Annotated in this window: 17 protein-coding genes; 6 read left to right on the plus strand and 11 right to left on the minus strand. The window is 65.8% G+C overall.

The window, feature by feature from the left end; all coding sequences use genetic code 11:
* Nucleotides 1–36: 36 nt before the first annotated feature.
* From BMG00_RS05700 to argH, 5 genes are read right to left on the minus strand one after another with little or no spacing between them, the layout of a single operon-like run.
* A complete protein-coding gene (locus tag BMG00_RS05700) occupies nucleotides 37–2,808 on the minus strand; it encodes a DUF4175 domain-containing protein (RefSeq protein WP_245794956.1) in 2,772 nt (923 codons plus the stop codon).
* 38 nt (nucleotides 2,809–2,846) lie between these two features.
* The gene (gene lysA / locus BMG00_RS05705) at nucleotides 2,847–4,112 is read right to left on the minus strand and encodes a diaminopimelate decarboxylase (RefSeq protein ID WP_078525294.1); all 1,266 of its coding nucleotides are present in this window, start codon (nucleotides 4,110–4,112) and stop codon (nucleotides 2,847–2,849) included.
* Nucleotides 4,113–4,151: 39 nt separating this feature from the next.
* Nucleotides 4,152–4,277 (minus strand): hypothetical protein, encoded by a 126-nt coding sequence (locus BMG00_RS17865; RefSeq protein ID WP_281251060.1) that lies wholly within the window; start codon nucleotides 4,275–4,277, stop codon nucleotides 4,152–4,154.
* Nucleotides 4,274–4,432, minus strand: coding sequence for a hypothetical protein (locus tag BMG00_RS17585; protein WP_158521684.1), 159 nt, complete (start codon nucleotides 4,430–4,432; stop codon nucleotides 4,274–4,276). The genes BMG00_RS17865 and BMG00_RS17585 overlap by 4 nt, the downstream gene beginning before the upstream one ends.
* Nucleotides 4,429–5,835: an argininosuccinate lyase gene (gene argH, locus BMG00_RS05710; protein ID WP_078573624.1), complete on the minus strand. Its 1,407-nt coding sequence runs from the start codon at nucleotides 5,833–5,835 to the stop codon at nucleotides 4,429–4,431. The genes BMG00_RS17585 and argH overlap by 4 nt, the downstream gene beginning before the upstream one ends.
* A 26-nt stretch (nucleotides 5,836–5,861) precedes the next feature.
* On the opposite strand from argH, the gene BMG00_RS05715 reads away from it, so the two are divergent.
* Nucleotides 5,862–6,410: a TlpA family protein disulfide reductase gene (locus BMG00_RS05715; protein ID WP_078525300.1), complete on the plus strand. Its 549-nt coding sequence runs from the start codon at nucleotides 5,862–5,864 to the stop codon at nucleotides 6,408–6,410.
* 312 nt (nucleotides 6,411–6,722) lie between these two features.
* On the opposite strand, the gene BMG00_RS05720 is transcribed toward BMG00_RS05715, so the two are convergent.
* Entirely contained in the window at nucleotides 6,723–7,964 is a 1,242-nt protein-coding gene (locus BMG00_RS05720; RefSeq protein WP_078574256.1) for a PAS domain-containing protein, read from the minus strand.
* Between the two features lie 184 nt (nucleotides 7,965–8,148).
* Here BMG00_RS05720 and BMG00_RS05725 point away from each other — a divergent pair, with 184 nt between their 5' ends.
* The 4 genes from BMG00_RS05725 (at nucleotide 8,149) to yddG (ending at nucleotide 12,109) form a co-directional block, all read left to right on the plus strand.
* Nucleotides 8,149–8,994, plus strand: coding sequence for an EAL domain-containing protein (locus tag BMG00_RS05725; RefSeq protein WP_078573625.1), 846 nt, complete (start codon nucleotides 8,149–8,151; stop codon nucleotides 8,992–8,994).
* Nucleotides 8,995–9,142: 148 nt separating this feature from the next.
* Nucleotides 9,143–10,318 carry an acetyl-CoA C-acetyltransferase gene (locus BMG00_RS05730; protein WP_078573626.1) on the plus strand — a complete coding sequence of 392 codons (1,176 nt, stop codon included), beginning with the start codon at nucleotides 9,143–9,145 and terminating at the stop codon, nucleotides 10,316–10,318.
* 119 nt (nucleotides 10,319–10,437) lie between these two features.
* The gene (gene phbB, locus BMG00_RS05735) at nucleotides 10,438–11,160 is read left to right on the plus strand and encodes a beta-ketoacyl-ACP reductase (protein ID WP_078525309.1); all 723 of its coding nucleotides are present in this window, start codon (nucleotides 10,438–10,440) and stop codon (nucleotides 11,158–11,160) included.
* A gap of 67 nt (nucleotides 11,161–11,227) precedes the next feature.
* Entirely contained in the window at nucleotides 11,228–12,109 is an 882-nt protein-coding gene (gene yddG, locus BMG00_RS05740) for an aromatic amino acid exporter YddG (RefSeq protein ID WP_078525312.1), read from the plus strand.
* Between the two features lie 70 nt (nucleotides 12,110–12,179).
* Here the strand turns inward: yddG and BMG00_RS05745 are convergent, their stop codons facing one another.
* From BMG00_RS05745 to BMG00_RS05755, 3 genes are all read right to left on the minus strand, one after another.
* Nucleotides 12,180–12,347, minus strand: coding sequence for a YdcH family protein (locus BMG00_RS05745; RefSeq protein WP_078525314.1), 168 nt, complete (start codon nucleotides 12,345–12,347; stop codon nucleotides 12,180–12,182).
* Nucleotides 12,348–12,465: 118 nt separating this feature from the next.
* Entirely contained in the window at nucleotides 12,466–13,239 is a 774-nt protein-coding gene (locus tag BMG00_RS05750) for a tRNA1(Val) (adenine(37)-N6)-methyltransferase (protein ID WP_078573627.1), read from the minus strand.
* Nucleotides 13,239–13,451 (minus strand): putative signal transducing protein, encoded by a 213-nt coding sequence (locus BMG00_RS05755; RefSeq protein WP_038077279.1) that lies wholly within the window; start codon nucleotides 13,449–13,451, stop codon nucleotides 13,239–13,241. Before BMG00_RS05755 ends, BMG00_RS05750 begins: the two co-directional genes overlap by 1 nt.
* A gap of 60 nt (nucleotides 13,452–13,511) precedes the next feature.
* On the opposite strand from BMG00_RS05755, the gene BMG00_RS05760 reads away from it, so the two are divergent.
* A complete protein-coding gene (locus tag BMG00_RS05760) occupies nucleotides 13,512–14,513 on the plus strand; it encodes a polyprenyl synthetase family protein (protein WP_078574257.1) in 1,002 nt (333 codons plus the stop codon).
* Between the two features lie 88 nt (nucleotides 14,514–14,601).
* Here BMG00_RS05760 and BMG00_RS05765 read toward each other — a convergent pair whose 3' ends face one another.
* Nucleotides 14,602–15,585, minus strand: coding sequence for a 4-(cytidine 5'-diphospho)-2-C-methyl-D-erythritol kinase (locus tag BMG00_RS05765; protein ID WP_078573628.1), 984 nt, complete (start codon nucleotides 15,583–15,585; stop codon nucleotides 14,602–14,604).
* Nucleotides 15,572–17,416 carry a tetratricopeptide repeat protein gene (locus tag BMG00_RS05770; RefSeq protein ID WP_078573629.1) on the minus strand — a complete coding sequence of 615 codons (1,845 nt, stop codon included), beginning with the start codon at nucleotides 17,414–17,416 and terminating at the stop codon, nucleotides 15,572–15,574. The genes BMG00_RS05765 and BMG00_RS05770 overlap by 14 nt, the downstream gene beginning before the upstream one ends.
* Between the last annotated feature and the right edge of the window lie 20 nt (nucleotides 17,417–17,436).

The raw sequence follows: 17,436 nt of genomic DNA on the forward strand, positions 1-17,436 counted from the left end.
AGCGCAGCTTATCGCGCGCCTCCGCGAGACAGGCCCTCAGCCCGCATTCCCGAACTGGTCGAGCAGCCGCTTGAGATAATCGAGCTCTTCCTCGGGGCGCAGCCGGTCGGCGGAGCGGCGACGGATCTCGTCGAGCAGATCCTGCGCGCGGCGATAGACATCCTCGCCCTGCAACATGTCGCGATCGGTACCGACACGGCTGCCGTCGCCCTGCGAACGGCCCAGCGGATCGCGCGGCATCTCGCGTCCGCCCATCTGGCCTGGCTGGCCCGACTGCTGCTGGCCGGTGTCTCCGGGGGTGCCCTGCTGGCGCGCCTGATCCTGACGCATCGCCTGACCGAGCGCGCGCATGCCTTCGCGCAGCGCCTCGATCGCATCGGCCTGCCGGTCGATCGCGCGGGAATTGTCGCCCTCGCGCAGGGCTTCCTCGGCCTGATCCATCGCGCGGCCCGCCTCGTCGAAGCGCTTTTCGGCCTGCTGGCCCGCCTCGTTGCCGAAGCCCGGCAACAGACCGCGCTGACGGTCGAGCTCGCGGCGCAGCGCGCGCTGGCGATCGGCGAGGCTCTGGCCGTCCACACCGCCCTGCCCGCCTTCGAGACCGGGCTGGTCGCCTTGTCCCTGACCGTCACGCTGGGCCTGGCCATCCTGCCCCTCGCCCTGCCCTTGCTGGTCGCCCGGCTGCTGGCCCTGACCCTGCTGGCCCTGCCCCTGCTGCTGGCCTTCGCCCTGCGGCATGCCCTGACCTTGCTGCGGGCTCTGGCCCTGCTGACCTTGCTGGCCCTGCTGTTCGGCCTGACGCTGGCGTTCCTCGGGCGTCATGAACTGGTCCTGCAAATTGCGGAACGCATCGTCGGAGAGCTCCTGCTGCTTGCGCAGCGTGTCCTGCATGTCGCGCATCGCCTGACCGCCGGGCATGTCGCCCTGACCGCCCTGCCCCTGCTGGACCTTGAGGTTCTCCATCATCCGGGCGAGCTGATCCAAGAGCTCCTGCGCCTCGGCCATCCGGCCCTCCTCCATCAGCTTCTGGATCTGGTCCATCATCTGCTGGATCTGGTCGCCGGTGATCTGCTGGCTGGGCTGGTTCTGCTGGCCGAATTCGGGGCCTTGATCCTGCTCCTGCGCACGCTCGGCGAGCATGCGGATGTAGTTGTCGGTGGCCTCTTTCAGCTCCTGCATGAGCTTTTCGATCTCGTCTTGCGAGGCGCCGTTGCGGATCGCCTCCGAGAGCTTCTGTTGCGCCTGCTGCATCGCGGCCAGCGCATCGGCCAGACCGCCATCCTCGACCAGCTCGGCGATTTTCCACAGGGCTTCGGCTATCTCGTCGCGCGCCTCGGGGCTGAGGTCGGGGTCGTCGAGCCGGCCGATCACGAGGCGGATCATCATGTAGACCTCCTCGCGCTTGATGAAGCCCTCGTGCCGGTTCGAGATCGCCCGCAAAAGCTGATCCGAGACGGCGCGGTTGTCGCGCGACCAAAGGAGATCGCGGCGCACCTCGATCAGGGCAGCGGCGAGCGGGTCGAAGAAGCGCTTGCCGGGCAGGATGATCTCCTGAACGCCGGAGCTGCCGGTCTGGCCGCGGCCGTCCTCGACCTCGAGCGTCAGTTTCACCGGCAGGTTCGCCCAAGGATGCTTGGCCGCGTCTTCGACCAGCGTCTCGGTGAACTCGGCGCGCGAGCCCGAGATCGGCAGCGGCAGATCATAGATGAGATCGCCGCGCGGCTCGGGGTCGATCCTGAGCCCGTAGCGGCGGTCCACCTTGGCCAGATCGAGCGAGATCAGCGCCCGCCCCGAGGTCACGGCGTAATCGTCCTGCGCGGTGAACGGCAGGCTCAGCTTGCCATCGGCGCGGCGCTCGGGCGTGCCCGCGAGGCTGATCGAGGGCGCGGTGTCGGGGCGCACGGCGACGTGGAAGGTGCGCCCGGCCGGCCCCTTCATCGCGATCACCCCGTTGCGCACGGCCTCGAACTCACGGGTTTCGATCCCGGAGGTTTTCTGCGCAGCGCCCTGTTCGGGCAGGGCCGCGGGGTTCGAGACGCTCTCGGAAAAACCGATCGCGCCCGCAGAGCCATAAAGCCGGATCGAGAAGCGGGTGCCTTCGGGCACGATCAGCTCGTCGCCCTCGACCTTGTTGAGATAGAGCCCCGGCTTGCCGGTGTAGCGCGGCGGCGAGGCCCAGCCCTCCCAGCTCGGCCCCATCGCGGCCTCGGCCGACCCGCTCGTTCCGGGCAGCCCCTCGGTCGGGTTCAAAAGCCGCTGCGGCACGCCGAAGACAATCGCGATCACCAGAGCGGTGAGCGCGGTGATGCGCAGTGCATAGGGGTCGCGGCGGGCGAGATCGGGATCGGGGCGCGGCGCGCGGGCGGCCTGAGCCGCTTTCGCCATGCGCCGCAGATGCGCGGCCCAGAGCGCGCGGGCGGCGGGGTCATCCTGCCCGAGCGCCATCTCGTCGGTGAGCGCGGAGAGCGGCCGCCCCGGAAGCGTCGCATCGAGGCGCGCGATTGCCTCGGCGCGGCTGGGCCAGCGCAATTTCCACAAGCCCCAGCCCAGCGCGATCAGCACCGCCACGAGCGATGCCAGCCAGAACCAGCGCGATTGCGCGCCCAGATAGGCGGGCAGCGCGAAGGCGATGGCGGTGGCGACAAGGGCCAGCAGCGACAGGAGGGGCCAGAAGGCACGAAGCGTGCGTTCAAGCATCAAGCCCGCATGGGTCAGGGCGATCGGACGCGCGAAGGGTACGAGCATCAGCTCCCCATCCACGACCGTCGCCCCGTCGCGCGGCTTGCGTCTAAACCAGTTCCTGACCGGCATGTCTCCCTATCCGTCGGCCCCGATTCCCTGACTACGGATCAGAGCCACTCCGGGATCGTATCGCGGGAGAGCATTTCCTCAAAGCTCGGTCTTGCGCGGATGAGAGCAAATTCGCCGCCCTTGACCAGCACCTCCGGGATCAGGGGGCGGGAATTGTATTCCGAGGACATCACCGCGCCATAGGCACCGGCCGAGCGGAACGCCACCAGATCGCCCGGACCAAGCGGGGTCAGATCGCGCGCCTTGGCGAAGGTGTCGCCGGTCTCGCAGACCGGACCCACGATGTCGTAGGGGGCGGATTCCGTGCCCGCTGCGGGCTCGACCACCGGGATGATGTCGTGATGCGCGCCATACATCGAGGGCCGCACGAGGTCGTTCATCGCCGCGTCGAGAATGAGGAAATCGCGCCCCTCGCCTTCCTTCAGCCAGATTACCGAGGAAACGAGAAGCCCGGCATTGCCCGAGATCAGGCGGCCTGGTTCGATCTCGATCTCGCAGCCCAGATCGCCCACGGTGCGCTGGATCACCTGCCCGTATTCGATGGGCAAGGGCGGTGCGGAATTCGAGCGCTCATAGGGAATGCCAAGCCCGCCGCCAAGGTCGAGACGGCGGATGTCGTGGCCGTCTTCGCGCAGGGCCAGCGTGAGATCGCGGACCTTGAGGAAGGCGGCCTCGAAAGGTTCGAGATCGGTCAGCTGCGAGCCGATATGCACATCGATGCCCACGACCTCGATGCCCGGAAGCTTCGCAGCCTCGGCATAGACGGCGCGGGATTTGGCGATCGGGATGCCGAACTTGTTCTCGGATTTCCCGGTCGCGATCTTCTCATGGGTCTTGGCGTCGACATCGGGGTTCACGCGCAGCGCGATCGGGGCAGTGACACCCATCTTGCTGGCGATTTCCGAAATCGCCAGCAGCTCGGGCTCGGATTCCACGTTGAACTGGCGGATGCCGTTTTCGAGAACGTAAGCGATTTCCTCGCGGGTCTTGCCGACGCCCGAGAACACCACCCGCTCGCCCGGAACGCCTGCCGCCCGCGCCCGGCGATATTCACCGCCCGAGACCACATCCATCCCCGCGCCAAGATCACCCAGCACCTTGAGAACGGCGAGGTTCGAGTTCGACTTGATCGCGAAACAGATCAGGTGATCAGTCCAGCCCAGAGCCTCTTCGAACAGCTTGAAATGGCGCTCCAGCGTGGCGGTCGAATAGACGTAGAAGGGCGTGCCGACAGCCGCCGCGATCTCGGGGATCGGCACGTCCTCGGCATGGAGGATACCGTCGCGATAGAGGAAATGATCCATGGGAGGTCTCGATTGCTGGGCCGGGGTTACTGGGCCGGGTTACTGGGCCGGGGCCGTCTGGGATTGCGCGCTGTCCGCTTGCGACGGCGGGACGGGCTCGCCGTCCACCCCGCAGGCTGCGAGTGCGAAAAGGGCGAGAAGCGCGAGCGTGGCGGGCTTGGTCATGGCGTCACCGACAGTGTCATGATGCCGACCCGCGCGGTCGCGGCGGGGGTGACATGCACCCCGTCGCGATTCAGGCCAATATCGGTATGCAATGTCGGATCTGCGGCGCAGGCGCCGAGCAGGCCGAAAAACGCGAACGGTGCCACGAGTCTCATCCAAGGTGGTCCTTCCAGCGAGCGATCTGGGCGCGCACCTGATCGGGCGCCGTTCCGCCGTAAGATTGCCGCGAGGCGACCGAGTTGTGAACCCCGAGCACGTCGAAGACGCTCTCGGTGATGGCGGCGTTGACCGATTGCATCTCGGCCAGGCTCAGATCGGGCAGATCGCAGCCCTTCTCTTCGGCCATGGCCACCAGCGAGCCGGTCACGTGATGCGCGTCGCGGAAAGGCAGCCCCGCCTCGCGCACCAGCCAGTCGGCCAGATCGGTCGCGGTCGAGAACCCGCCCGAGGCCGCGGCCTCCAGCTTGTCGGCATTGACCACCATGTCCGAGATCATCCCCGCCATCGCGCCAAGCGCCAGCATCAGGTTGTCGGCCGCGTCGAAGACCTGTTCCTTGTCTTCCTGCATGTCCTTGGAATAGGCGAGCGGCAGGCCCTTCATCACCGTGAACAGCGCGACCGAGGCCCCGAGGATGCGGCCGATCTTGGCGCGGATCAGCTCGGCCGCGTCGGGGTTGCGCTTTTGCGGCATGATCGAAGAGCCCGTCGACCACTTGTCCGACATCGCGACGAAGCGGAATTGGGCCGAGGACCAGATCACAAGTTCCTCGGCGAGGCGCGACAGATGCACCGCACAGATCGAGGCGGCCGAGAGGAACTCCAGCGCGAAATCGCGATCCGAGACCGCGTCGAGCGAATTAGCCATCGGGCGATCGAAGCCAAGCGCGGCGGCCGTCGCATGACGGTCGATCGGGAAGCCGGTGCCGGCGAGCGCCGCGGCCCCGAGCGGGCATTCGTTCATCCGCTTGCGCGCGTCTTCAAAGCGGGATTTGTCGCGCGCGAACATCTCGACATAGGCCATCATGTGATGGCCGAAGGTCACGGGCTGCGCGGTTTGCAGATGGGTGAAGCCGGGCATGACCCAATCGGCGCCCTCCTCGGCCCGGCGCAACGCCGCGCGGATCAGCGCGTCGAGCCCCGAGATCGCGGCGTCGCATTGCTCGCGCACCCAGAGACGGAAATCGGTCGCGACCTGATCGTTGCGCGAGCGCGCAGTGTGCAGACGGCCCGCCGGTTCGCCCACGATCTCCTTCAGCCGCGCCTCGACATTCATGTGGATGTCTTCGAGCGCGGTCGAGAAGGGAAAATCGCCCGCCTCGATTTCTGACAAAACCGTGATCAAGCCTTCCCCGATCGCCTCGGCATCCTTATCAGTAATGATGCCTTGCGCGGCGAGCATCGCTGCGTGGGCCCGGCTGCCGCGGATATCTTGCGCGTAGAGCCGCTGGTCGAACCCGATCGAGGCGTTGATCGCCTCCATGATCGCGTCGGGACCTGCGGCGAAACGCCCGCCCCACATCGCGTTGGAGGCCTTGTTCTCAGCGGTGTCGTCGGTCATGGTTTGGGCCCTTTTACGGAGGCGATATGTTACGTTTTCTCGTCCTTTATACGGCGCTGGCGCTGGGTGCAAATGTTGCGCAGGCCGCAGATCTCGATGCGGTGAAGGATGGGCAGATGGAGTCGCTCGTCACATATTCGAAGCCGCTGCCGCTTCCGCCCTTCTCCTTCACCGACGAGACGGGCGCCGAACACTCGATGAAGGAGTTCGAAGGCAAGGTCGTGCTGATCAACTTCTGGGCCACCTGGTGTCCGCCGTGTCGCGAGGAAATGCCTTCGCTGAACGCGCTGCAAAAAGAGTTCGGGCCCGACGATTTCGCGGTGTTGACGATCGCGACGGGGGGCTCCAACTCGCCCGAGAAAGTCGCCTCCTTCTTTGACAAGGAAGGTATCGACGTCCTGCCGCGCTTTCATGACGACGCGAATTTCGCCGCGCGCGCGATGGGCGTGCTGGGCCTGCCGGTCTCGGTGCTGATCGACCATAATGGCCATGAGGTCGGGCGGATGATCGGCGGGGCGGAGTGGGATTCGCCCGAGGCCAAGAAAGTCATTCAGGCACTGATCGACGACAAGTAAGCGTATCGGCCCGAAGAGCGGGGTCGCGGCACGAGCCGGCGATCCGAGGCCGCGAACGCCAGAGGCGCTCGCGGCAAACGGATGCGGGAAATCCGTGTGACCGAGATCTCCCGGGCGGCATTTCCACGGCGGCAGGAGCGCATCTGGCGAACCATTTGGGGCCCGCGCCATCGTCGGCCCGCGTCGCTCGGCCTCTCGCCGCTGGCCCCGCGAGCCCGCGAAAGATAAAGGCGGCATCGGGCGTCATTCAGGCGGCCTGGGCGAACTGCGGGCCCCGCCGCACCGCCACCGTCCCGACCCTGCGTCGCGACGCTAGGCCGCAGCCTGTTCAAGCCGCACGTAGCGCATCAGCGAATGCTCCACCCCCTCGGACAGGCGCATGATCGACTCGAGCCGAGACTTGATATCGTCGTGGAAGGTATCGAGCTGGTCGATCGTGGCGCTGAGCCCTTCGCTCGCATCGCGCATCCGTCCGCACTCGACCCGGCCAAGCACCCGGATCGTATCGAGCCCGAGCATCTGGCGGCGGATATCGCGGCTTTGCTGCGTCATCTGCGCGGCGAAATCGGTGGCCGATTGCATTGCCGCGCGGGCATCCGCGATGCCTTTCGCTTCGAGTTGCGCGAGAAATCTCCGCTCCCCCTCCAGGTCGATCTGCGCATTTGCTTCTTCCGCGCGAAAACCGCGATTCATCTCGGGCAGGATCCGGCTGCACCCAAGCAGAAAGAGCGCGCGCGCCACTTGCCAGGCCATCTGCGCGCAGAGATTGTCGCGCCCGACCACGAATTGACGCAATCGCTCGGAGATCACCACCGAGGAGGCCTTGTAGTTCTCGGAAATCGCCGAGACAGGCCCGCCCGAGGGTTCCAGCCGGGAGGCCACGATGCGCATGTTGTTGGGCACGGATTGCAAGGCTTCGAAACTGCGCAGCAATCCCATCTGCTCCTTCGTCAGCTCCGCCATCGCCTCGTTCATCTCGCCAAGCATGCGCGTGCGCGCATCGTCGGGGCGCCGAAGCTGGCGGTCGCGCTCGGCCAGTTCGAGCGACAGCGCATGGGCCATGAAAGCGGTGTAACTGCCATAGCCGTCGGCCTCTGCCCGGTTGCGCAGGATCGCCACCGATTGTTCGGGGTCGAGCCCCTCGGCCCGTTCACGCGCGGCAATCTCGGAATAGAGTTTCAGCATCCGGCCCGAGAGCGCGCTGGACGGCTTGAGCCGCACCGACAGATAGCCGCCGTCGAACGGCAGCATGACGGCGAAGACCCAGTACCAGCCGCCGTTCTTCGCGCGGTTCTTGACATAGGCGCCCATCGGATGGCCCTTCTGGATCGCGTCCCAGAGCAGGCGGAACACGCCTTTAGGCGTGTCCGGGTGACGCACGAGCTTGTGCGGGGCACCGATCAGTTCGGACCAGTCATAGCCCGAGACCCTGCGAAAGATCTCGTTTCCCGCACGGATCACCCCGCGCGGGTCGGTGCGCGAATAGAACAGCTCATGCAATGCGAAGGGTACTTCCCCGCCAAAGCGGTCGTTCGGATCGGTCTCGGGTTTCATGGCGCGCGGCATCCTACCACCTGAAGATTCGTCCCGAGCCTAGCGCCCGCACCCTTACGATTCCCTTTACGCCCCCGTGCTCACGCAGGCCATTAACCTCAATGCGACGACGCCGGGCGCTCTTTACACCTTCTTAGCCGCTTGGCGCGATGGTGGGCGGCAACGGTGTCGGTCGGAGGGACAGATGACGAATCGAGAGGCGCAAACGGGCAAGGGGGTCAGTCCCGATCTCGACAGCCCGCTGAGCTACGCGGTGGCGGAGCAGGATCGCGCCACCATTTCCATGGTCCGACGCGCGATCGAGCGCCGCGATGTCATGCTCGCCTACCAGCCGGTGATCCAGACCCGACGCCCCGAACAGCCCGCCTTCTACGAGGCGTTGATCCGCGTGCTCGACGACACCGGACGGATCATCCCGGCCAAGGATTTCATCGAGACGGTCGAGATGACGGAGCTTGGACGAAAACTCGACTGCATCGCGCTCGAGATGGGATTGCAGGCTTTGCTCGAACGCGAGGATCTGCGCCTGGCGGTCAACATGTCGGCGCGTTCGATCGGATATCCGAGCTGGATGAAGGCGCTCAATCGCGGACTGGCGATCGACGAGACCATCGCTGACCGGCTGATCCTGGAAATCACCGAAAGCTCGGCCATGCACATGCCCGAGCTGGTGACGGTCTTCATGGAGGATCTGCAGGCGCGCGGGGTGAGCTTCGCGCTCGACGATTTCGGCGCCGGCCACACCTCGTTTCGATACCTGCGCGATTTCTACTTCGACATCCTCAAGATCGATGGACAGTTCATCCGCGGCATCGCGATCGACCCCGACAATCAGGCGCTGACGAAATCGCTGCTCGATATCGCGCGCCATTTCGAGATGTTCACCGTGGCCGAAACAGTGGAGTGCAGCGCCGACGCCGATTATCTGGCCACACTGGGTGTCGATTGCATGCAAGGATTTTATTTTGGCGCCCCCACCGTGCATCCGGCATGGGAGCTGCAGTCAACTTCGGGGCGAAAGACTGCATGAGTTTGGGCGCCCATTTGCGCAATAAAATTGCGCTAACAATCGGATGATCCGCGCGATTCGGCTTGACCTCACGTCCGCTTCCGCCATGCTGCGCGGCAGCAAGCGGGCGCGTATTGGCGCCCGCTCCTAACGTGATGAGGAGGTTCCCATGACAAATGTCGTCATCGTCTCGGCCGCGCGCACGGCCGTCGGCTCGTTCAACGGCTCGTTCGCCAACACCCCGGCCCATGATCTCGGCGCCGCGGTGCTCGAGGCGGTCGTCGCCCGTGCGGGTATCGAGAAAGGCGAGGTCTCGGAAACCATCCTCGGTCAGGTCCTGACCGCCGGTCAGGGCCAGAACCCCGCCCGTCAGGCCCATATCAATGCAGGTCTTCCGATCGAATCCGCCGCGTGGTCGATCAACCAGGTCTGTGGCTCGGGCCTGCGCACCGTCGCGCTCGGCGCCCAGCACATCATGTGCGGTGACGCCGATATCGTGATCGCGGGCGGCCAGGAAAGCATGTCGCTGTCGCCCCATGTCGCGCATCTGCGCGCGGGCCAGAAGATGGGCGACATGAAGATGATCGACTCGATGATCAAGGACGGGCTGTGGGACGCGTTCAACGGCTACCACATGGGCCAGACCGCCGAGAATGTCGCGAACCAGTGGCAGATCTCGCGCGAAATGCAGGATGAGTTCGCGCTCGCCTCGCAAAACAAGGCCGAGGCCGCACAGAAGGCCGGAAAATTCGCCGACGAGATCACCCCCTTCACCGTGAAGACCCGCAAGGGCGAGACGATCGTCGACAGCGACGAGTATATCCGCCACGGCGCGACGCTGGAATCGATGCAGAAGTTGCGTCCGGCCTTCACCAAGGATGGCTCGGTCACCGCAGGCAATGCGAGCGGCATCAACGATGGCGCGGCTGCCGTGCTGCTGATGACCGAAGAAGAGGCCGCCAAGCGCGGGCTCACCCCGATGGCGCGGATCGCCTCTTACGCGACCGCCGGTCTCGATCCGTCGATCATGGGCTGCGGCCCGATCCCGTCGTCGCGCAAGGCGCTGGAAAAGGCGGGCTGGAAAGCCTCCGATCTCGACCTGATCGAGGCGAACGAGGCTTTCGCGGCGCAGGCCTGCGCGGTGAACAAGGACATGGGCTGGGATACCGACAAGGTGAACGTGAACGGCGGCGCGATCGCCATCGGTCACCCGATCGGTGCGAGCGGCGCGCGCATCCTCAACACCTTGCTGTTCGAGATGAAGCGTCAGAGCGCGCAGAAAGGCCTCGCCACGCTGTGCATCGGCGGCGGCATGGGCGTCGCAATGTGCATCGAAGGGCTCTGATCCGACAGGTCAGCGCGTAATAAATTGCTGCAAAAGCAAAAAAGGCGCGCAACAATGTTGCGCGCCTTTCTCAATTTCGGTAACAGCGTTTCAACGGAATTTCACCTGGAGGAGGAATCATGTCCAGAGTTGCATTGGTCACCGGCGGGTCGCGCGGCATCGGCGCCGCCATCTCGAAAGCGCTTCAGGCGGCGGGCTACACCGTCGTCGCGAACTATGCCGGCAATGACGAGGCTGCGGCCAAATTCACCGCGGAAACCGGCATCAAGACCTACAAATGGTCGGTCGCCGATTACGACGCCTGCTCCGCCGGTATCGAGAAGATCGAAGCCGAGGTCGGCCCGATCGACGTGCTGGTGAACAATGCCGGCATCACCCGCGATGCGCCCTTCCACAAGATGACCCGCGAGCAGTGGAACGAGGTGATCGACACCAACCTCAGCGGCATCTTCAACATGACCCATCCGCTCTGGGCGAAGATGCGCGAGCGCAAGTTCGGCCGGATCGTGAACATCTCGTCGATCAACGGTCAGAAGGGGCAGTTCGGTCAGGCAAACTACTCGGCGGCAAAGGCGGGCGATCTGGGCTTCACCAAGGCGCTGGCGCAGGAGGGCGCGCGCGCGGGCATCACCGTGAACGCGATCTGCCCCGGCTATATCGCGACCGAGATGGTGATGGCGGTGCCCGAGAAGGTGCGCGAGGCGATCATCGGTCAGATCCCGGTCGGCCGTCTGGGCGAGCCCGAAGAGATCGCGCGCTGCGTGGTCTTCCTGTCCTCGGACGACGCAGGCTTCATCACCGGCTCGACGATCACCGCGAATGGCGGTCAGTATTTCGTCTGATTTCGCCTCTTGGCAATCGGACCCGAGGCCCGCATCTTGCGGGCCTCTTTCATTTCGCGGGGGCAACATGACGCGGGGCAAGGCAACATCCATCGGTTTCAGCGCCGTCCTGCTCTGGGCGCTGCTCGCCTTGCTCACCGTGGGCTCGGCGCCGGTGCCGCCACTGCTGCTCAATGCGTTGTGCTTCGCGGTCGGCGGCGTGATCGGAGTGATCTGGCTGATCGCCACCGGCACGCTCGGGCAATTGCGCGAGGTGTCTTGGAAGGTCTATGCGGCGGGCACGGCGGGGCTGTTTGGCTATCACCTGTTCTATTTCTCGGCGCTGCGCCTCGCGCCCCCGGCCGAGGCGGGTCTGATCGCCTATCTCTGGCCGCTACTGATCGTGCTGTTCTCGGGGCTGCTGCCGGGGGAGCGGTTGACGATCTGGCATATCGCGGGGGCGGCGATGGCGTTTCTGGGTGCGGCGTTGATCCTTGGCGGCGGGCTCTCGGCGGATGCGAGCGCGCTACCCGGCTATGCGCTGGCGCTGGTCTGCGCGCTGACATGGTCGAGCTATTCGCTGCTCTCGCGGCGCTTCGGCTCGGTGCCGACGGCGGCGGTGGCGGTTTATTGCCTCGCGACCTCGGTGCTGTCGGGGCTGGCGCATCTGGTGCTGGAGCCGACCGTCTGGCCGGAAAATGCGCTTGGCTGGGCCTCGGTTCTGGCGCTGGGACTGGGGCCGGTGGGGCTGGCTTTCTACACCTGGGATCTCGGCGTGAAGCGCGGGGATATCCAGCTTCTGGGCACGGCCTCCTATGCCGCGCCGCTGGTCTCGACACTGGTGCTGGTGGCGGTGGGGATTGCACCCGCGAGCGCGACATTGCTGATCTCGGCGGCGCTGATCGCGGGGGGCGCGGGGTTGGCGGCCCTTGGCGGGCGTCGGAAGGTCCGCCCGGAACCGGGCGTCTGAACGAGACCCTGAAATGCCACGGGCCGCCCCAAAAAGGGCGGCCCGGAAAATTCGTGAGAGGGGCCTGAACTCAGGCCGATTCGAGCCGGTTGATCTCCTCTTTCAACCGCAGCTTCTGCTTCTTCATCTGGGCGATTTCGAGATCGTCGATACTCGGGCGGCGCGTAGCGCGCTCAACCTCCATCGACAGAGCCTCATGTTTTTTGCGAAGTTCGTTGATATGCGAACCAAGCGACATGGCAGTCTCCTCTCTAGTTGTCAGCATCATGATTGCAGCACAGGATTTGAGTCGTGTCACGAGATTGTCGTGAAAAGATGCCTTATCCCCAGATTTTTCGCGAAATCTTGCGAAAGCGTTAACGCGAGATCGGCAATATTTGACCATCACGCAGGATTGCGCGCGCAACTTTCGTTAAATCCTCCGCATCCCGTGAATGCTCGGGGGCTGCATGCAGCACGAGCGGCGCAAGCAGTTTCAGGGGCGTCCGTGCACCCTTTCGGGCGGTGACGATGACGCGCCGGGCCGCGCGACCTTCCCGCGGGGCTATAGGGAGAATCGTGGTGGCTCCGGCGCGCGATTTCAACCCTTCGAGCAGATCCGCCAACCTGTCCGCCTGCTGAATGATGGTGATCCAGCCCTCGGGCTTGAGCCGGCGCAATCCCGCATCGATCCAGGCGGCGATCGGCGTGGCCTCGCGCTGTGCGCGTTCGCGGCCCGGATCGAGGGCGGGCGTTCCGTCCGAGCTGCCGAAATAGGGCGGATTGGCGATCACGTGATCGAAGCTGCGCGCCCTCAGGTCGGGCGGCATCTGCGAGAGATCCCCCTCGACCACCTCGAAGGGGATCGCGTTGCGCGCGGCATTGGCGCGGGCGAGCGCGGCATAGGCCGGTTGCAGCTCGAGCCCGGTCAGCGCGAGCCCCGGCACGCGGTAGCCCAGACACAGGCTCGCCACCCCTGCCCCGCAGCCCAGTTCCAGCACCGACTGACCCGGGCGCGCATCGCAGGCGGCCGCCAGAAGCACCGGGTCCATCGCCGCGCGATAGCCCGCACGGGGTTGCGCGATGCGCAAACGCCCACCGAGAAAGCCGTCCTCGGTCAGGTCCTCGGGGGCGAACGGCGCGACCTGCATCAGTCCGACCGGATCTCGTTGTCGCGCAAGACCGCCTGCGCCATGAACAGATCGCTGTCGCGCACCATCAGCCGCCGCGGCAGAATGCCCAAGGAGCCTTCGAGCACGCTCGTATGGACGTCGAGCTGAAAGGTGCTTATACCCTCGCCCTCGAGAAGGGCGGTGGCCATGGCCAGTTTCACCGGGTCCGTGCTGCGCAGAAGCTCTTTCATATTCCTCACTTACGGCCCCGATGCCGGGCTGTCGAGATGAGGCAGAGCGAAGGGATGACGATGAGCCTCGACGACAAGGCGGAGAAACCGCATGACAGGCTGGCCAAAGCGCTGGCGGGCGATATGGCGGCGGTGGACGCGCTGATCGCCGAGCGTATGGCCTCGCGCCACGCACCGCGCATCCCCGAAGTGACAGCGCATCTGGTGGGCGCGGGCGGCAAGCGGCTGCGGCCGATGCTGACGGTGGCCGCCGCGAAGCTCTGCGGCTATGAGGGCAACCTGCATCACAACCTGGCCGCCGCGGTCGAGTTCATCCACACCGCGACGCTCCTGCATGACGACGTGGTCGATGAAAGCAAGCAGCGCCGGGGCCGCCCGACCGCGAACCTGCTGTGGGACAACAAGTCGAGCGTTCTGGTGGGCGATTACCTCTTCGCGCGGTCCTTCCAGCTGATGACCGATACTGACAATCTGCGGGTGCTGTCGATCCTGTCGAGCGCGAGCGCGGTGATCACCGAGGGCGAGGTTCTGCAACTGAGCGCCGCGGAGGACATGAAGACCACCGAGGAGACCTATTACACGGTGATCCGCGGCAAGACCGCCGCGCTGTTCTCGGCCTCGACCGAAGCGGGCGCGGTGCTGTCGGGTGCTCCGGAGGAGCAGGTCGAGGCGTTGCGCGATTACGGCGAGGCGCTCGGGATCGCGTTTCAGGTGGTCGACGATCTGCTGGACTACCTCAGCGACGCGGAGACCATGGGCAAGAACGTGGGCGACGATTTCCGCGAGCGCAAGCTGACCCTGCCGGTGATCAAGGCGATCGCGAAAGCCGGTGACGAGGATCGCGCCTTCTGGATCCGGGTGATCGAGAAGGGCGACCAGCGCGAAGGCGATTTGGAGCATGCGCTGGAGCTGATGCAGACCAATGGCGCGCTCGACGAGACCCGCGCCGCGGCGCTCGACTGGGCCGATCGGGGTCGTGCGCGGCTGGCGGTACTGCCCGAGAGCGAGCTGCGCGACATGCTCGACGATCTGGCCGATTACGTGGTGGCGCGGCTGCGCTGACCGGCGGACGCACCGGGGGGCACACCCGTCGCCGCTTGGTTCTCGACCCAATGGCGTACCTGTCGACGCCCCCCGCGAGATATCTGGATCAAGAAGAAGGGGCGTGGCTTCGGGGCTGCGCCTTTTGCGTCTGATCGCCGAGGTTCCCGGAGGCGATCCACCAGCCGGGGCGTTGCGCGGCAAGGCGCACTTCGGCATCGCACGCGGCGTCTTCCGTCTCGAAAAGCGCAACACAGGTGGCTCCCGATCCCGACATCCGAGCAAGGCGGCATCCGGGCAACGTGCTGAGCTCCGTGATCACCTCGGCGATGACCGGCGCGGTGGCGATGGCCGGCGCCTGAAGGTCGTTGCGCTGGGTGGCCAGCCACTCGATGCAGTCGGAAGTGCCTGCGAAATTCGGCAGCGTCTCGGGCATGGCCGGATTGTCCTTGAGCGCGAGGGCCTTGAAAACGGCAGGCGTCGGCACCTCGACACGCGGGTTCACCAGAAGCGCGGGCAAAGGCGGCAAATCGACACGCGTGAGCACCTCACCGATGCCGCCGACGCGCAGCGGTCGCGGGACCAAGCACATCGGCACATCCGCCCCCAGCTTCGCCAGCCCGCGAGAGAGCCCCGCAAGACGGGGCGGCATCTCTGCCGTCATGGCCTCTTGTTGCGCCGGGTCTTGCGCGCGCGCCCCATGCGCGGGATCGAGATCGGTTTCGGGCGAAAGCTCCCAGAACGCCATCAGCCCCCGGATCGCCGCCGCCGCATCCGACGAGCCCCCACCGATGCCCGAGGCGGGCGGCAGGCGCTTGTCGAGAAGGAAGGACGCCCCACGTGCGACGCCCGCGCTCTCTGCCAGAAATGCGGCGGCCTTCAGGACAAGGTTCGACATGTCGGCCGGCACGCCGGCCGCCTCGGGCCCCTCGACGGTCACCGAAAGCGTATCACCCGGCTCGATGACCAGCCCGTCCCCTACCGGCGCGAAGGCAACGAGGCTGTCGAGCAGGTGATAGCCATCCGTCCGCAGGCCGGTGACGTGAAGCGTGAGGTTGATCTTGGCCGGCGCGAAGACGCTAGTTGCTCGCATCGGCACCCTTGCTCGGCCCCAGATCCTTGAGCGGCGGCAGCCCCTCTTCCTTGCGCACCTGATCCAGACCCACTTCGATCTTGCGGCGGATCTGATCGGGATCGAGCTCTTCGGTGGTCTCCGCGTCATCGGTCGCGAAAGAGAGCGCGCGGCGCCACTGGAACTCGGCTTCGCGCTTGCGCCCGACCGCCCAGAGCACATCGCCCAGGTGATCGTTGAGTAGCGGATCGCGGGGCTCGAGCTCGACGGCGCGTTCCATCTCTTCGGCGGCTTCCTGATAGTGGCCAAGCTTGAAGAGCGCCCAGCCCAGACTGTCGATGATGAAGCCCGCATCGGGGCGTTCCTCGGCCGCCTTGCGGATCATCGCGAGTGCCTCGTCGAGATTCTCGCCGCGATCGACATAGGAATAGCCCAGGTAGTTGAGCACCGAAGGCTGGTCGGGCGAAAGCGTGAGCGCCTCGCGGAAGCCTTTCTCGGCCTCGGACCAATTGCCCGAGCGCTCCTGCGCGATGGCGCGCGAATACCAGACGAACCAGTCGTTGGGCTTGGGCTCTCCCAGAAGCGCAACCGCCTTGTCATAGGCCTTGGCGGCCTCGGGGAAGCGGCTCTCGCGGCGCAGCGTGTCACCCAATGCGGTCCACACGCCCACCAGATTGGGCCGGATCCGCGACAGGTTTTCCAAGACCTCGATCGCCGCATCGTTGCGGCCCGCGCGCACCATCGACTCCGCCCGGCCGATCTCGGCGGCATGGTAGATCGGGCTCTCGGGCGAGATCGCGGCATAGGCCGCAATCGCGAGGTCGTACTGCTTTTGCTGATCGAGCAGCGAGGCCGTCAACAGGTTGGAATCGTCAAGCCCCGGGGCGACCAGATTGGCCAGCCGCGAATGCATCAGCGTGAAGGTGTCGGGCGCATCCCCCACCAGTGCCTGGGCGACCGAGTAATAGACCTCGGCCACGCCATCGGTGGCGTTGCGCACGATATCATAGGGCAGCGTCTCGCCCTTGAGCAGCGCGGCACGCATCGCCTCGAGCTGCGGATCGAGATCGGGGCCGAAGCTGTCCTCGATCAGCTTGGCCGCCTCATCGTTCTTCTCGAGCTGCGAGAGGATCTCGGCATGGGCGATCACGCCGCGCCGGGTCGAGGTGATGGTCGCGCCATGCTCGCCGGTGAAGATCTTGTCCGCGCCCTCGTAATCCCCCACCAGCGCAAGCGCGAGCGCCTTGTGGAAATCGGCGAATGCGCCGAGCCCCTTCTCTTCGCCCACCTTGTCGAAAGCGGAAGCGGCATCGGACATCTTGCCCTCGCCCACCAGCGCCCAGGCCCGCGAGAGGCCGCCCACGAGCGGTCCGGGATCGGCATCGCTGTCGAGCAGAGCAAGCGCACCTGCCCAATCCTTGTCGCGCGCGAATTGGGCGAGATCGACGAGCGCCGCGATCTGGCTGCCGGTTTCGGCGTCGATCATCTGCCGGGCCAGCGGGACCGCCCGTTCGAAATCTCCGATCGCGATTTCCGAAACCAACGTCGCCTCGGCGGTCGCAGCGCTGCTATCTCCGCTCGCCATCAGCTTGCGGTAGTAATGCGCGGCCTCGGCGAAATCGAATTGCTGCGAGGCGATGCGCGCCGCGAGATAGGCGCCCGCCTCCTGCGGGCTTGGGTCGTTGGACGTATCGCCCGCCGCCTGCGCAGCCGCGGCGGCGTCGGCCGCATCGGCTGCGGCCTCTGGGCTGTCCGCTGCCGGTGCGTCTTGCGCATGGAGCGGCAGGGCCGCGGAAGAGCCCATCAGGAAAGCAATCAGCGCAAGGCGCAGCGGGGTCGGAAAACTCGGCACGAAACGGTCCTTTCGATCGG

Origin of the sequence: Thioclava marina (assembly GCF_002020135.1) — a bacterium.
In the GTDB taxonomy this organism is placed as follows: domain Bacteria; phylum Pseudomonadota; class Alphaproteobacteria; order Rhodobacterales; family Rhodobacteraceae; genus Thioclava; species Thioclava marina.

Bases quoted from the DNA above. Each gene is read 5' to 3' on its own strand.
- BMG00_RS05700 (WP_245794956.1), bottom strand. From the start codon at position 2,808: ATGCCGGTCAGGAACTGGTTTAGACGCAAGCCGCGCGACGGGGCGACG.
- lysA (WP_078525294.1), bottom strand. From the start codon at position 4,112: ATGGATCATTTCCTCTATCGCGACGGTATCCTCCATGCCGAGGACGTG.
- BMG00_RS17865 (WP_281251060.1), bottom strand. From the start codon at position 4,277: ATGACCAAGCCCGCCACGCTCGCGCTTCTCGCCCTTTTCGCACTCGCA.
- BMG00_RS17585 (WP_158521684.1), bottom strand. From the start codon at position 4,432: ATGAGACTCGTGGCACCGTTCGCGTTTTTCGGCCTGCTCGGCGCCTGC.
- argH (WP_078573624.1), bottom strand. From the start codon at position 5,835: ATGACCGACGACACCGCTGAGAACAAGGCCTCCAACGCGATGTGGGGC.
- BMG00_RS05715 (WP_078525300.1), top strand. From the start codon at position 5,862: ATGTTACGTTTTCTCGTCCTTTATACGGCGCTGGCGCTGGGTGCAAAT.
- BMG00_RS05720 (WP_078574256.1), bottom strand. From the start codon at position 7,964: ATGAAACCCGAGACCGATCCGAACGACCGCTTTGGCGGGGAAGTACCC.
- BMG00_RS05725 (WP_078573625.1), top strand. From the start codon at position 8,149: ATGACGAATCGAGAGGCGCAAACGGGCAAGGGGGTCAGTCCCGATCTC.
- BMG00_RS05730 (WP_078573626.1), top strand. From the start codon at position 9,143: ATGACAAATGTCGTCATCGTCTCGGCCGCGCGCACGGCCGTCGGCTCG.
- phbB (WP_078525309.1), top strand. From the start codon at position 10,438: ATGTCCAGAGTTGCATTGGTCACCGGCGGGTCGCGCGGCATCGGCGCC.
- yddG (WP_078525312.1), top strand. From the start codon at position 11,228: ATGACGCGGGGCAAGGCAACATCCATCGGTTTCAGCGCCGTCCTGCTC.
- BMG00_RS05745 (WP_078525314.1), bottom strand. From the start codon at position 12,347: ATGTCGCTTGGTTCGCATATCAACGAACTTCGCAAAAAACATGAGGCT.
- BMG00_RS05750 (WP_078573627.1), bottom strand. From the start codon at position 13,239: ATGCAGGTCGCGCCGTTCGCCCCCGAGGACCTGACCGAGGACGGCTTT.
- BMG00_RS05755 (WP_038077279.1), bottom strand. From the start codon at position 13,451: ATGAAAGAGCTTCTGCGCAGCACGGACCCGGTGAAACTGGCCATGGCC.
- BMG00_RS05760 (WP_078574257.1), top strand. From the start codon at position 13,512: ATGAGCCTCGACGACAAGGCGGAGAAACCGCATGACAGGCTGGCCAAA.
- BMG00_RS05765 (WP_078573628.1), bottom strand. From the start codon at position 15,585: ATGCGAGCAACTAGCGTCTTCGCGCCGGCCAAGATCAACCTCACGCTT.